This window comes from Aeromonas sp. 19NY04SH05-1, from assembly GCF_040581895.1.
Taxonomy (GTDB): domain Bacteria; phylum Pseudomonadota; class Gammaproteobacteria; order Enterobacterales; family Aeromonadaceae; genus Aeromonas; species Aeromonas enteropelogenes.
Genome location: NZ_CP095328.1, coordinates 3,648,304 through 3,662,067, shown reverse-complemented (window position 1 = coordinate 3,662,067; position 13,764 = coordinate 3,648,304). Strand labels below are relative to the sequence as shown.

At 57.2% G+C, this 13,764-nt stretch carries 11 protein-coding genes and 1 pseudogene; 2 read left to right on the top strand and 10 right to left on the bottom strand.

Features of this window, described 5'->3' with window-relative positions; translation table 11 throughout:
- The first annotated feature begins 41 nt into the window (after positions 1–41).
- Both rpsO and pnp read left to right on the top strand, forming a co-directional pair.
- Positions 42–311 (top strand): 30S ribosomal protein S15, encoded by a 270-nt coding sequence (gene rpsO, locus MRK42_RS16770; protein ID WP_026455738.1) that lies wholly within the window; start codon positions 42–44, stop codon positions 309–311.
- 168 nt (positions 312–479) lie between these two features.
- Positions 480–2,627: a polyribonucleotide nucleotidyltransferase gene (pnp, locus tag MRK42_RS16765; RefSeq protein WP_124239032.1), complete on the top strand. Its 2,148-nt coding sequence runs from the start codon at positions 480–482 to the stop codon at positions 2,625–2,627.
- Between the two features lie 91 nt (positions 2,628–2,718).
- Here the strand turns inward: pnp and MRK42_RS16760 are convergent, their stop codons facing one another.
- The 10 genes and pseudogenes from MRK42_RS16760 to MRK42_RS16715 form a co-directional block, all read right to left on the bottom strand.
- A complete protein-coding gene (locus MRK42_RS16760; RefSeq protein ID WP_223378870.1) occupies positions 2,719–3,777 on the bottom strand; it encodes a chemotaxis response regulator protein-glutamate methylesterase in 1,059 nt (352 codons plus the stop codon).
- On the bottom strand, positions 3,774–4,265 hold the full coding sequence (gene cheD / locus MRK42_RS16755) for a chemoreceptor glutamine deamidase CheD (protein ID WP_338612502.1): 492 nt from the start codon (positions 4,263–4,265) through the stop codon (positions 3,774–3,776). Before cheD ends, MRK42_RS16760 begins: the two co-directional genes overlap by 4 nt.
- Before the next feature lie 5 nt (positions 4,266–4,270).
- Positions 4,271–5,074 carry a protein-glutamate O-methyltransferase CheR gene (locus MRK42_RS16750; RefSeq protein ID WP_223378866.1) on the bottom strand — a complete coding sequence of 268 codons (804 nt, stop codon included), beginning with the start codon at positions 5,072–5,074 and terminating at the stop codon, positions 4,271–4,273.
- Positions 5,075–5,125: 51 nt separating this feature from the next.
- Complete coding sequence (locus tag MRK42_RS16745; RefSeq protein ID WP_338611122.1) at positions 5,126–7,297, bottom strand: methyl-accepting chemotaxis protein; 2,172 nt, start codon at positions 7,295–7,297, stop codon at positions 5,126–5,128.
- A 47-nt stretch (positions 7,298–7,344) separates the two neighbouring features.
- On the bottom strand, positions 7,345–7,908 hold the full coding sequence (locus MRK42_RS16740) for a chemotaxis protein CheW (RefSeq protein WP_338611121.1): 564 nt from the start codon (positions 7,906–7,908) through the stop codon (positions 7,345–7,347).
- 219 nt (positions 7,909–8,127) lie between these two features.
- Positions 8,128–10,346, bottom strand: a pseudogene (locus tag MRK42_RS16735) (chemotaxis protein CheA).
- A gap of 23 nt (positions 10,347–10,369) precedes the next feature.
- On the bottom strand, positions 10,370–10,696 hold the full coding sequence (locus MRK42_RS16730) for an STAS domain-containing protein (RefSeq protein ID WP_201940694.1): 327 nt from the start codon (positions 10,694–10,696) through the stop codon (positions 10,370–10,372).
- A gap of 13 nt (positions 10,697–10,709) precedes the next feature.
- Complete coding sequence (locus tag MRK42_RS16725) at positions 10,710–11,078, bottom strand: response regulator (RefSeq protein WP_026455745.1); 369 nt, start codon at positions 11,076–11,078, stop codon at positions 10,710–10,712.
- A 9-nt stretch (positions 11,079–11,087) separates the two neighbouring features.
- A complete protein-coding gene (locus MRK42_RS16720) occupies positions 11,088–12,290 on the bottom strand; it encodes a methyl-accepting chemotaxis protein (RefSeq protein WP_338611120.1) in 1,203 nt (400 codons plus the stop codon).
- Positions 12,291–12,574: 284 nt separating this feature from the next.
- Entirely contained in the window at positions 12,575–13,663 is a 1,089-nt protein-coding gene (locus MRK42_RS16715) for a ketoacyl-ACP synthase III (RefSeq protein ID WP_042028088.1), read from the bottom strand.
- Between the last annotated feature and the right edge of the window lie 101 nt (positions 13,664–13,764).

The window sequence follows — 13,764 nt, the reverse complement described above, 5'->3', positions numbered from 1 at the left end:
GATTGGCTGTGAACCTTTAAACACTCTACTGGAGTAATACCATGTCTCTAAATGCTGAGATCAAAGCTCAAATCGTTGCCGAGCACGCTCGTGGCGCCAACGACACCGGTTCCCCCGAAGTGCAAGTTGCCCTGCTGACTGCCCAGATCAACCATCTGCAAGGTCACTTCAAGGAGCACTCCAAGGATCACCACGGTCGTCGCGGTCTGCTGCGCATGGTTTCCCAGCGTCGTAAGCTGCTGGACTACCTGAAGCGTAAAGACGTTCAGCGTTACGCTGCTCTGATCGCCAAGCTGGGTCTGCGTCGTTAATCGACCATCAGATTTCGCGAAAAAGGGGAACCGTCAGGTTCCCCTTTTTTTATTCCCTATCAGCGCGTTGCCTGCCTCACAGAATTTGTGTCACCGCTTACCTTTTGCATCGAATCAAGTATACTTGTGCGCGAATTTAAAGAGCCAAATTGTAAAAAGGAAATTCACGTGAATCCTATTGTAAAGTCATTCCAGTACGGTCAACACACCGTCACACTGGAAACCGGTGTGATGGCCCGTCAAGCCACTGCGGCCGTGATGGTCAGCATGGACGATACCTGCGTCTTCGTGACCGTCGTTGGCAAGAAAGAGGCCGATCACGGCCGTGATTTCTTCCCGCTGACCGTCAACTACCAGGAGCGTACCTATGCTGCTGGTCGCATCCCGGGTGGCTTCTTCCGTCGTGAAGGCCGTCCGAGCGAAGGCGAGACCCTGATCTCCCGTCTGATCGACCGTCCTATTCGTCCGCTGTTCCCGGAAGGCTTCCTCAATGAGGTTCAGGTGGTTGCCACCGTCATGTCCGTGAACCCGGCAGTTTCTCCCGACATCGTTGCCATGATCGGCGCCTCCGCGGCACTGGCCATCTCCGGCATCCCGTTTGGCGGCCCGATCGGTGCTGCCCGCGTGGGTTACATGAACGGCCAATACGTGCTGAACCCGACCACCACCGAACTGCCGCAGAGCGATCTGGACCTGGTGGTTGCCGGTACCGCCAACGCCGTGCTGATGGTGGAATCCGAAGCGGCCATCCTCTCCGAAGAGGTGATGCTGGGCGCCGTGGTATACGGTCATGAGCAGATGCAGGCTGTGATCAACGCCATCAACGAATTTGCTGCCGACGTCGGCACCAAGCCGTGGGACTGGACACCGCCCGCCGTCAACGAAGCGCTGAAAGCCAAGGTTGCCGAGCTGGCCACTGCCGAACTGGGTGAAGCCTACCGCATCACCGAGAAGGCCGTGCGTTACGAAACCATCGCCGCCATCAAGGGCCGCGTGGTTGAGCAGGTGATCGCTTCCGGCGTGGAAGAAGATGCCAAGAAGATCGGCGAAGAGTTCCACAGCCTGGAAAGCCGCATCGTGCGTGGTCGCGTTGTTCGCGGCGAGCCGCGCATCGATGGTCGCGATCCGGAGATGATCCGCGCCCTGTCCGTCGCCACCGGCGTACTGCCGCGCGCTCACGGCTCCGCCCTGTTCACCCGTGGTGAAACCCAGGCCATGGTCGTTGCCACCCTGGGTACCGAGCGTGACGCCCAGAACATCGACGAGCTGACCGGCAACCGCGCCGATCGCTTCATGCTACACTACAACTTCCCGCCATACTGCGTCGGTGAGACCGGCATGATGGGCAGCCCCAAGCGTCGTGAAATCGGTCACGGTCGTCTGGCCAAGCGCGGCGTTGCTGCTGTGATGCCGAGCGCCGACGAGTTCCCGTACGTGGTGCGCGTGGTTTCTGAAATCACCGAATCCAACGGCTCCTCCTCCATGGCCTCCGTCTGTGGTTCCTCCCTGGCGCTGATGGACGCCGGTGTGCCGATCAAGGCCTCCGTCGCCGGTATCGCCATGGGTCTGGTGAAGGAAGAAGAAGGTTTCGTCGTGCTGTCTGACATCCTGGGTGACGAAGACCACCTGGGCGACATGGACTTCAAGGTTGCCGGTACCACCGAGGGTGTGACCGCCCTGCAGATGGACATCAAGATCGAAGGCATTACCAAAGAGATCATGGAGATTGCCCTGAAGCAAGCTCGTGGTGCTCGCCTGCACATCCTGAAAGTGATGGACGAAGCCATCCAGGCACCGCGTGCCGAGATCTCCGATTTCGCCCCGCGCATCCACACCATCAAGATCAACCCGGAGAAGATCAAGGACGTCATCGGTAAAGGTGGCTCCGTGATCCGTGCCCTGACCGAAGAGACCGGCACCAACATCGAGCTGGATGATGACGGTACCGTCCGCATCGCCGCCGTTGACGGTGATGCCGCCAAGGAAGCGATCCGCCGCATCGAGGCCATCACCGCCGAGATCGAAGTGAACCGCATCTACGAAGGCAAGGTCGTCCGTCTGGCCGACTTCGGCGCCTTCGTCAACATCCTGCCGGGCAAAGACGGTCTGGTACACATCTCCCAGATCACCGATGCACGCGTGCAGAACGTGGCCGACTACCTGAAGATCGGTGACGTGGTGAAGGTGAAGGTACTGGAAGTGGACCGTCAGGGCCGCGTACGCCTCTCCATCAAGGAAGCGAACGCGCCGACCGAAGCCGCTGCTCCGGCTGCCGATGCCGCTCCGGTCGCTGCCGAAGCACCTGCTGCAGAATAAGACGCAGTGCTGGCCGGGCTTGCCCGGTCTGGCTGACCAATCCGGCTCCCCCAGGGGAGCCGGATTTTTTTATGGCCGGCCAGCAGAGTGGCTATCTGCCGAGAATGGCGTGATGCATCTCGTCGAGCGGGAGTATGTGGCGTGCGGCACCGAGCTTGATCGCCTCCTTTGGCATACCAAACACCACGCAGGAGGCCTCATCCTGGGCATAGGTATTGGCGCCTGCATCCAGCATCTCCCTGAGCCCTCTGGCGCCATCATCTCCCATGCCGGTCATGATGATGCCGGTCGCGTTTTTGCCTGCGTATTTGGCCACGGAGCGAAACAGCACATCCACCGAAGGGCGATGTCGATTGATCAGGGGACCGTCGACCACCTCCACATGGTAGTAGGCACCGCTTCGCTTGAGCAGCATGTGCTTGCCGCCGGGGGCGATCAGCGCGAGTCCCGGGATGACCCTGTCATTGTTTTTCGCCTCCCGTACCTCGATTTGGCATAACCCGTTAAGGCGAGCGGCAAATGATGCCGTAAATTTCTCCGGCATATGCTGCACGATGACGATCCCCGGGCTGACCCGGGGGAGGGCCGTCAGCATAGCCTCCAGCGCCTGGGTACCGCCGGTGGAGGTACCGATGGCGATGAGTCGCTCTGTGGTTTGGGCCATGGCATCTCGCGTCGGCGCCAGTATGGCGTCGGCATGGATTTTGGTGGCAACTTGCAAGGGGGCCGGCTTGCCGAGTCGCTTGAGGTTGGCTTGGGAGGCCGCTCGTACTGCCATGGCCAGATCGTGGGCTGACTCCTGCAGAAAGCTTTTGATGCCCATGGTCGGTTTGGTGATGATGTCTGCCGCGCCGGCTGCCATGGCTTGCAGGGTGGTTTCGGCTCCCTTCTCGGTCAAAGATGAGCAGATGACCACCGGGGTGGGGTGCTCGGCCATTATTTTGGTGAGAAAAGTGATGCCATCCATCCGTGGCATCTCCACATCCAGCACGATGACATCCGGCCACTCCTTCTTCAGTTTCTCCAGTGCAAACAACGGATCGGAGGCGGTCGCAATAACCTTGATGTCGGGTTCCTGTTCCAGCACCCCTTGCAACACCTGTCTAACCACGGCGGAATCATCCACCAGCATGACTTTTATCTGTTTCATTCCCCCGTCCCTCGATGATGTGGCAGACGATGATGACGCACCCAAACATGGCCGTGGTTGAGCTCGAAGATGAGGCTTCGGTGGCCAGAGAGGCCCAGATGATGCGCTTTTATGGTGAGGCCCAGATGCCGGGTCAACTGCCATGCTGCCTGGATATTTTGGTCGGCCACATTGGGGTAGTCTCCGGCAGGGGTCGTTATGTCAAACATGTGTCCGCCACCAAAAAGCTTTACTTCATACTCCTGGATCGGAGACGGATATTGCCGGATAGCCTCGAGAAACAAGGTGATCGCTTCGTCGCCATAACGGCCATCCAGGGTAGTGGTTTTGACTCCCCGGGTCGGCAGCATGTAGTGACACATCCCTCCCGATTTATGTTGTGGGTGCCACATGGTGATGGCGACACAGGACCCCAGATGGGTTTTGATCACGGCGTCCTCCTGGCCGAAGAAAAACTCTCCGGGGTGCAGCATGATCTCGCGTTGCATCATCATCACCGCTTTTGGTAGATGGAAGGGGAAACCAGATGCAGACTATGAGGCAATCCGTTGAGGCTTTCGGCATGGCTGACAAGCAGGTAACCCCCGGTCCTGAGTCTGGGTACCAGCCGCTGCACGACCTCGGCCTTGGTCTCCTTGTTGAAGTAAATCATTACGTTGCGGATGAATATGACATCGAACATGCCGATGTCGGGCAGCTCCTGGATGAGGTTGATGTGCAAAAACCTCACTCGCTCCTGCAGCTTGCGGTCGATGATGAAACTGCCTTCCTGTTGCCCTATGCCCTTCAGGCAGTATTTCATCAGGTATGACATGGGGATATTGTGCGCCCGCTCTATGGGGTAGCGTCCCAGCCTGGCCTGTTCCAGCATGCGTGACGAGATGTCCGAGGCCATGATTTCCCAGTTGAAGCCGCCGTGCTTTTCCGCCAGGGTCATCGCCAGACTGTAAGGTTCCTCCCCGGATGAACTGGCTGCACTCCATATCCGCAATGTCCGCTCCTTTGGCACGAGCGGCAGTACTGTATTGCAGAGAAAGTCGAAGTGTTTGGACTCCCTGAAGAAGTAGGTTTCATTGGTTGTTAGCAGATCCAGCGCCAGTTGCAACTCCTGATGATGGTCGCTCATGATCAGGCGAAAATAGTCACCATAACTGTCCAGCTCGTAATGGTGCAGGCGTTTGGAAAGCCGGCTGGCGACCAGAGCTTTCTTGGCCGGTGACAGGTCGATACCTGCGGCCTGATGTAACCAGCGCTGGAACTGGCCAAATTCGTCGTCATGAAGTTGAGTCTGGTACAAGGCTATGCTCCCGGCTCGGCAAAGCGGCCTGGTTGCCCAGGCCCCGGCACACTAGAAACGGACAAAGTCTCCCTCGTTGAATGGTCGTGGCGGAAGACCGGGCTGCTCACGGCCATTTCCCTCCAGAACAAAGCGCCCCTTGGTACTATTCTGGGGTTGTGCGATGTTGTGACCATTGCTCCTGTGGCTCTGTTCGAGAGTGAAGAATTCCATGACAAGCTGCAGTTGCTCTGCCTGGCTGCTCATCTCTTCTGCCGTGGCGGCCAGCTCTTCGCTGCAGGAGGCATTTTGCTGGGTAACCTGGCTGAGCTGGCTCATTGCCTGGTTGATCTGGCTGACACCGGTTGATTGCTCGGCAGAGGCAGCACTGATCTCCTGCACCAGATCGGATGTCTTGTTGATGGAGGGAACCATCTGATCGAGTAGCCGGCCGGCCTTTTCCGCCATTTCCACGCTGCTGGAGGCCAACTCGCCTATCTCCTGCGCCGCTACCTGGCTGCGCTCCGCCAGTTTGCGCACCTCGGCTGCGACGACAGCAAACCCCTTGCCATGATCCCCCGCTCGCGCCGCTTCGATGGCCGCATTGAGGGCCAGCAGATTGGTCTGGTAGGCGATGTCGTCGATGATGCCAATCCGTTTGGCGATCTGTTTCATGGCATCGACGGTCAGTTGGACGGCCTCACCGCCTTCGACAGCTTCCTTGGCTGCCTTGCTGGCCATGCCGTCTGTCACCTGGGCGTTATCGGTATTCTGGTTGATGCTGGCGCTCATCTGTTCGATGGACGCGCTGGTCTCCTCCATACTTGAGGCCTGTTCACTGCTGGACTGGCTGATGGACTGGGCGGTGGCACTCACCTGCTCGGCGGCACTCGACAGATTGTCGGAAGCGCCGCGGACCTCGGTTACTATATTGGTCAGGGAATCGATGGTCTTGTTGAGGGCATCCTTGGTGGTACCAAAGACTCCCGGGTAGTCTGTCTCTATCTTCTGGGTCAGGTCTCCCTTGGCCAGACACTGCACGATCCGGATCACGTCATTGAGGCTGGTATCGATCACGTTGGCAATCTGGTTGATGCCTTCGCCCAGATTATGGAAGAAGCCGGATTTGCCGGCGAGATCCATGCGGCGGTGCAACTCGCCATTGATCACGGATTGTACTATTTCCGACATTTCGTGCTCGATGGCAACCTCTTTGGTGCGATCTGCCCACTCGACCACCGACCCCAGGCGTTCGCCACTGTCACTGAATACCGGGTTGGCGATCAGCGCAAAGGTACGTCCACCAAGCTGTATTTGGGTGCGGTAGGTACTGTTGAGCTTGGCCAGCATGGTTCGCTGATGCCCCGGATTCTTATGGAAGCTGTCAATATTGGCCCCCATCAGATTCGCAGTATTGAAGTTGTTGAGATCTTTCTTGATGTCCGGCTCGGCCAGCTTGAGCATCTCGGTGACGGAGTCGTTCATGTAGATGATGTCGAGGTTGGTATCGGCGATCATGACGTTGGTGCTGGCACAATCGAGTGCTCTCTTGACCCTGAGGCTTTCATTAGCCGCGATTTTGGCGGCTTCATTGGCGGCCTTGACCTCATTTTCGATGGCGATCTCTTTGGTGCGATCAGCCCATTCCACGACTGACCCTAGCCGCTCACCATTGTCACCAAATACGGGGTTGGCAATCAGCGAAAAGGTTCTGCCGCCAATGGTTATCTGGGTGCGATAGGTTGTATCGAGCTTTTGCAGCATGGCCCGCTGATGGCTCGGATTCTTGTGGAAGTTGTCGATGTTCTTGCCCATCAAGTTTTTAACGTCCAGATTGGGTAGTTCCTTGCGAATATCTTGCTCCGCCTGGCCGAGCATGGTGGTGACCGCCTCGTTCATATAGATGATGTTGAGGTCGGTGTCGGCAATCATCACGTTGGTCGATGCGCCGTCCAGCGCCTTGCGCACCCGCAGATTCTCCCGGTACTGGGTCTGGTTGCTCTCGATAGTGTCCAATGCATTCCGCAAGCGGGTTTGCAGCAGGTTGAGGGTTTCATTGAACTCGTGGCAGAGGTCCCGTAGCGGGCCGGTCAGGGTAGACAGATCTATCTGGCCAGCTGTCTGCTCGAGGGTGATGGCGTGATGGATGCGCCGAGTTTCCTCAGCAAGCCTGGTTAGCTGCTCTTGCTGCTGGTTGTAGCTGGAACCATTGCCGAAGAGCTTTTCAAACAGTGATTGAGTCATGAGCCTTATCCTTGTGCGACATGCCAATGCGTATTGAGCGTGAGTAATCAGGATGCCTGTATGTATTCCGGTAATTTTTCCGGTTGCTGCGCCAGTTCACTGAGCTGTGCCATCTCCTCAAGTGACAGGACTTTTTCCGTATCAATGAGGATGACGAATTTGCCGTTGACCTTGCCCATGCCGCTGATGAAATCAGCCCTGAGCCGGGCACCAAAGCTGGGGGGCGGTTCGATTTCACTGGGTGAAATGCTGAGGACTTCGGAGACGGAATCCACGACCACACCGATATCCTGGCTACCTTGTGTATCGTCATGATGGTGTAGGCCTTCAATGATGACGATACAGGTACGCCGGGTGATGTTGGAGGGCGTGTTGCCAAAGCGGGCATTGAGATCAACGACAGAAACCACGGCGCCGCGTAGATTGATCACACCGCGAATGAAGCCTGGCATCATGGGGATGGGGGTGATGTTCCCGTATTCGATGATCTCTTTGACTCCCAGGATATTGATGGCAAACATCTCTCCGTTGATGAGAAAAGTCAGGTACTGGGTGTCACTGTGGGATGTGGCGGGGGGGGCAACCACGGCCACTTCGGTCGATGGGGTCATATCAGCCTCCGGTTGAAAAAAGATGAGGAATGCTTCGGCGGTGTGCTGCAGGTGGCATCTGACTGCACCCCCTGGCGTGGTTGGCTGGCTTGTGGCCAGGCCTCCTGTGCCAATATGTGCCGAAGGACATGGGCGATGACGCTATCAACCTGCATACAAGCCGTGTACTGAACGGGAGGAATAGTGAGGATGTTGAAAGTGTGCTTCACAGTGTTTTCCTCAATTGATGCGCGGTTGATGTTGCAGCCGTGTCAGGGTCTGCCTGTTGATAAGGCCAGACTCCTGATGGATGGCGTGCTGGATCAACGAGGGAATATCAAGGATGAGGGCGACTTCGCCCCCTCCCAGAATGGTGGAACCGCTGAGCCCTTGCAGACGCTGGAATAATTTGCCAAGGGGTTTGATAACGGTCTGGAATTCACCCAGCAGCTCGTCGACGACCAGTCCCGATTTTTTGCCGCCGTGGCTGACAACCACGATATTCTCACGGCGCCCCTTGCTGCCCCGGGTGTCGAAATAGTGTTGCAGACGGATAAAGGGGAGGACTTCTCCTCGCAAGTTGATGAAATTTCGCCCCTGGGTATCGGCCAAGGCACTGGCGGTCAGTTCTACGCACTCGATCACCATATCCAGAGGGATGACGTAATAGGTATCACACACCTTGACCAGAAAGCCGTCGATGATGGCGAGCGTGAGGGGCAGTCTTATCTGTACCCGGGTGCCCTGGCCCGGAAGGCTGTCCAAATCCACGGTTCCGCGCAGGGCTGTGATGTTGCTTTTGACCACATCCATGCCGACGCCGCGCCCGGAGAGGTTGGTAATAGTTTCTGCTGTGGAAAATCCAGGTTCAAAGATGAGGTTGTAGATCTCCTGATCGGTGAGCGTGGTGCCAGCGCCAATCAAGCCTCGTTCCTGCGCTTTTTGCAGGATCCTGGTCTTGTTGAGGCCGGCTCCGTCATCCTTGATTTCAATCACTATGCTACTGGAGTCATGGTAGGCGTTGAGAGTCAGGGTTCCTTTTGCCGGTTTGCCGGTTTGCCGGCAAGCTGCCTTTGCTCTGCAGATTCGATGCCATGATCCATCGAGTTTCTGACCAGATGCATCAGTGGATCGCCAATTTTCTCCACCACCGACTTGTCCAGTTCGGTATCGGCACCCGAGATCACCAGGGCGATATCCTTGTTGAGCTCTTGGCTGACATCACGCACCACCCGCTGAAAGCGGTTGAAGGTATCGCCGATGGGCACCATTCGAAGGCGCAAGGCATTGTCCCTTATCTCTTCCACCAGGTTGGCGATGACGGACGTCGCTTCCTGTAGCTGGCTCTCTCTACTGCGCTGGGCCAGCATGTTGGCGCCCGAGCTGGCTACCACCAGTTCACCTACCAGATTGATCAGGTCATCCAGCTTGTCGGCATGGACTCTGACATAGCGTCCTTCCTTGCTTTTATTCTCCTTGGTCTGGTGCTGCTTTTTCAGGGCTGCATCGACCACGACTTCATCGACGGAACCCTGAGAGATGAGGATCTCTCCCAGTTTTGAGGTAGGGTGCTCTGTGGCCGAATGTTGTAGCTGGAGTCCGTGGCGCAGTTCTTCTGCGGTTAGCGCGCCGGTCTTGACCAGGAGTTGCCCCAGCATTTCGCTATCTTCCGGCAGGGCATTGATAAGGTCTATGTATTCGCTGATCTTGCTGTGAGGCGGCAAGATGGCGATCTGGCAATCATCCCTGACGAATTCAAAGACATCGCTGATCGCAGCCTTGTCTGCCTGGGAATCGAAATCGACCTCGAAGCCGAGGTAGCAGCTTTCCGGATCGAACTCCTCCCAATCCGGTATGGCCTGATGGATGGTTTCCAGCGAGCGTATGGTACCCAATGTGCCGAGATAGCGCAGAAATGCAGCGGGATCCATGCCGTTGCGCAGCACATCAGGCCCAAAACGCAGGGATATGTGCCAAAGGGAACCGCTGGACAGCGGCACTTCCTCTTTTTCGATGGGAGGAGGCGAAGGCATTATCGTGTCGGGCAACTGGGCTTCTTGGGCATTCTGGTGCCGAATAAGGGCCAGGCGCAGCTTGTCATCCCGAGCGAGGGCGTCGGCGGTCAGGCTATCTCCCTGCTCAGCCACCACTTCTATCAGCAATTGAATGTGGTCGCAGCTCTCCAGAAGATCCTTGATAAGCGCCGAGGTCACCGATAATTGCTGGTTGCGGATCTGATCCAGCAGATCCTCGACAATATGGGTAAACCCCACGATCGGAAGCAGACCAAACAGGCCCGCGGAGCCCTTGATTGTGTGAGCCGCCCGGAATATGGCCCCGATGAGCTCGTTGTCGTCAGGATTTTCCTCCAGCAAGAGCAGAGAGGACTCCATTTCTTCAAGCAATTCGCGAGCCTCGGCAATATAGGTCTGCAGGGCCAGGTCAAGATTGATGCTCACGGGTGACTCCTTGGCATGGCGATTCAGGGGTGTTCAGCATGGGGAAGCAGGGTGGGATCCCCAAAAAATCCCGACAATTGGCACAGTTCCAGCAATTCGAGCACCGCATGGCTGTGCCAGACCAGGTGCAGCGGATAGCCATTGGCCAAGGCTGTCTTTTTGGCTGCCAGCAATAGCTGCAGCCCGGCACTGTCGATTTCAGTCACATTGGCCAGATTGAGCTCCAGCTCTTGTCCCTGGTGTAACAGGGAAGAGAGCGCCTCTTTCAGTTCGGCTACTGTGTAGATAGTGACGTCGTCGGGCAGGGTGAGCACAGTCTTGTCACCTTGCAGTTCGCGCTGCAATTCCATGGCTGACTCCAGGTTACGGCATGATGAGCTTGGCGACGGCGGCAAGCATCTGTTCCGGCTGGAAAGGCTTGACGACCCAGGCCTTGGCGCCGGCGGCCTGTCCCTCCTGCTTCTTGCTGTCCTGCGATTCGGTGGTCAGCATGATGACGGGGGTGAACTTGTAGCTGGAGAGTTTCTTGGCCTCTTTGACGAAACTTATGCCATCCATATTGGGCATGTTGACGTCGCTGATGATGAGATTGATCTTCTTGCCGTCGAGTTTGTTGAGGGCATCCTTGCCATCTTGCGCTTCCAGTACGTCGTAGCCTGCGGTTTTCAGCGTCATGCCAACCACCTGGCGAATGGTGGCCGAGTCGTCCACGATCAGGATCGTTTTACCCATGTCTCTCTCCTAGAAAAAAGTGATGTCTGCACTGCTGGCGGTGGGCTTGGTCGAACGACCATGATGAATGTCCCTCTGCTCATCCGTGGCATAGGTGAGTTCCATGTCGGCCAGCCAGCTATCGGCGTCGATCATGATCGGGCCGGAAGTGCGTACCTGTTGTTCCGGGTCGTTCAGATGGCTTGAAAGATGCTCCATGTTGTTGCGTACCTGGTTGAGGATCTGACTGACCCTGTCCTGAAACTGCAGTGAAATGATGACATTGGAAATTTCGTGATGAATATCGGTGCTTTCGCTTTGCAGCAGGGAAGCCGATTCGGCGAGGCTGTCGGTCGCCTGACGAAACCGGGTCAGCACCTGTTCGATAGCCTGCTCCGAGTTGGCGACCGAGACGTGATCCCGGGCGGCGGAGTTTTCGGCAATTTCTGAGACGCGACCAATCCCTGCGTTGATGGTATCGACCTTGTCACTCATCTTTTGGGCGGTTTCACTGGAGAGGCGGGAGAGGTTGCGTACCTCATCGGCGACTACGGCAAATCCTCGTCCTGCTTCACCTGCCCGCGCCGCTTCAATCGCAGCATTAAGGGCCAGCAGGTTGGTCTGGGAGGCAATCTTGGCGACATCCAGCGCCATGGTGTTGAGCTCCAGAGTATAGGCGGTCAGGCTCTTTATTTCTGCCAACATGGCATCACGGTTTTCCTGGGCCGAATGCATCAGGCTGAGTACCTCATTGAGCTGGAGCTGACTCTCGCTCAACACGGCGGCCATCCCTTTTGATTCGGTGCCACCCAGATCGCCTGCAGCCTGATGGGAGGCGCTGACCGCTTCTTCCAGCTTGTTGGCGAGCCCGCTGAAGCGCTGGGTCAGATCGATCATCGCCTCTTCAGTTTGCTGCCGGGAGCTCTCTATCTGTTGTGACCAGATGGGGACCGCCTTTTGGCAGACCTCTTCCAGCCCGATGATCGCATTGGCGAAGGAGGCAGGAGTAGCGTCCTGCTCGTCGGTTGAGGCGTGAGTGTGGCCGGCCTGATTGACGCGATGGGAAGTCCAGAGTGCGGCGCCAATGGCCAAGGCGCCGTTCAACAACAGGTAAAGAGGAGAAGAAGATCCGGACAGAAGCAGCAGGCAGCCGAGCAATCCCAGCCCGATGCAGTTCAGCCAGCAAACCGGATCCCATAGCGGGTTGATCACGCCACTTTTGTGTTGTGCCATACGCAACTTATCCCTGTGCTAGTCATCAGCTTGGCCGTCGGGTTGTGCCATCCAGATTGGCAACCCAGGGCCTGGTTATATTTACTATTGGCTCAGTAAGGGTAGCGTAAAAAAAATAGTTGGTTGCAAGTCAGTATTGCTTGCCGAAAAAGAGGTAGGGCATTGATAAGGGGAGTGGATGCTGAGCGTTATTTCCGCCGATATCAGCGAGATAGCGAAATCTGGGGTAGTGAAGGAGAGAAAGACAAATAAGGAGCCTGCCATGGCAGGCTCCTTGAACCATGTCAGGCTTTGCTGGCATGAGCCTGCTGGCAGCCTTCGACGGCATGGGCGATCAGCTCCAGCGCGCTCTGCTCGCACGCAGGCAGCTCTTCATCGCACTGACTGATGGGGGTGACGCGATCGCCCCACTTGATGATGGCTGCACCCCAGGTGAGGCCGGCGCCAAAGGCTGCGGTCAGCAGATAGGAGTTCGGCTTGACGCGGCCTTGTTCCAGCGCTTCGCACAGTGCGATGGGCACGGTGGCGGCGGAGGTGTTGCCGTAGTTTTCGATGTTCACCATCACCTTTTCCATGGGCGCGTTCATGCGCTTGGCCAGGGTTTCGATGATGCGGATATTGGCCTGGTGCGGCACGATGAGATCGATCTGCTCGGGAGCAATGCCGGCCTGTTCCAGTACAGTGCCGGTTGCCTCACCCATGCCACGGACGGCGCGCTTGAAAATCTCGGGGCCTTCGAAATTGAAGGTGAACAGGCCGTCAATGTCGGCAAAACGCACGCGATCTGTGCCGAAATTCGGTACATGCAGGATCTCCCGCGCTTCGCTGTCGCAGCCGAGCTTGTTGGCGATGAGGCCGCTTTCCTGCTCGCTCGCTTCGATGATCACGGCACCGGCGCCATCGCCAAACAGCACGGCGGTATCGCGGCGAGCCCAGTCCAGCAGATAGGTCAGACGCTCGGCACCGATCACCAGCACCTTCTTCATCATGCCGGTCTGCACCAGCGAGGTGGCGACGGAGAGGGCGTAGACGAAACCGGTACAGGCGGCGTTGAGGTCAAACACGGCGGCATTGGTGGCACCAAGCTTCTTCTGTACCGCGGAAGCAGCGCTCGGCAGCAGGTTGTCCGGAGTGGCGGTGGCCAGGATGATGCCATCGAGATCGCTGGCCTCGAGACCGGCGCAGGCGAGAGCGCGGCGACCAGCCAGGGTAGCGAGATCCGAGGTGCTGACGTGGGAGATCCGGCGGGCCTTGATGCCGGTACGCGGATAGATCCACTCATCCGACGTATCCATGATGGTGCTGAGGTCATCGTTGGTCAGCACTGAGGGAGGCAAGCATTTGCCCCAACCGGTGATATTGGCGTATTTCATCTTGTTACCGCTTCTCAATGTGGATCGCCCGCGGGCGGAAAATCGCGCAATTATGCCGCACGAGACAACTACTGTCATCTTGTGGTCATGGTTATCTGGCA

What these genes read in the sequence shown, in the direction of transcription:
- rpsO (WP_026455738.1), top strand. Translation starts at nt 42, where the DNA reads ATGTCTCTAAATGCTGAGATCAAAGCTCAAATCGTTGCCGAGCACGCT.
- MRK42_RS16760 (WP_223378870.1), bottom strand. Translation starts at nt 3,777, where the DNA reads ATGAAACAGATAAAAGTCATGCTGGTGGATGATTCCGCCGTGGTTAGA.
- cheD (WP_338612502.1), bottom strand. Translation starts at nt 4,265, where the DNA reads ATGCAACGCGAGATCATGCTGCACCCCGGAGAGTTTTTCTTCGGCCAG.
- MRK42_RS16745 (WP_338611122.1), bottom strand. Translation starts at nt 7,297, where the DNA reads ATGACTCAATCACTGTTTGAAAAGCTCTTCGGCAATGGTTCCAGCTAC.
- MRK42_RS16740 (WP_338611121.1), bottom strand. Translation starts at nt 7,908, where the DNA reads ATGACCCCATCGACCGAAGTGGCCGTGGTTGCCCCCCCCGCCACATCC.
- MRK42_RS16730 (WP_201940694.1), bottom strand. Translation starts at nt 10,696, where the DNA reads ATGGAATTGCAGCGCGAACTGCAAGGTGACAAGACTGTGCTCACCCTG.
- MRK42_RS16725 (WP_026455745.1), bottom strand. Translation starts at nt 11,078, where the DNA reads ATGGGTAAAACGATCCTGATCGTGGACGACTCGGCCACCATTCGCCAG.
- MRK42_RS16720 (WP_338611120.1), bottom strand. Translation starts at nt 12,290, where the DNA reads ATGGCACAACACAAAAGTGGCGTGATCAACCCGCTATGGGATCCGGTT.
- MRK42_RS16715 (WP_042028088.1), bottom strand. Translation starts at nt 13,663, where the DNA reads ATGAAATACGCCAATATCACCGGTTGGGGCAAATGCTTGCCTCCCTCA.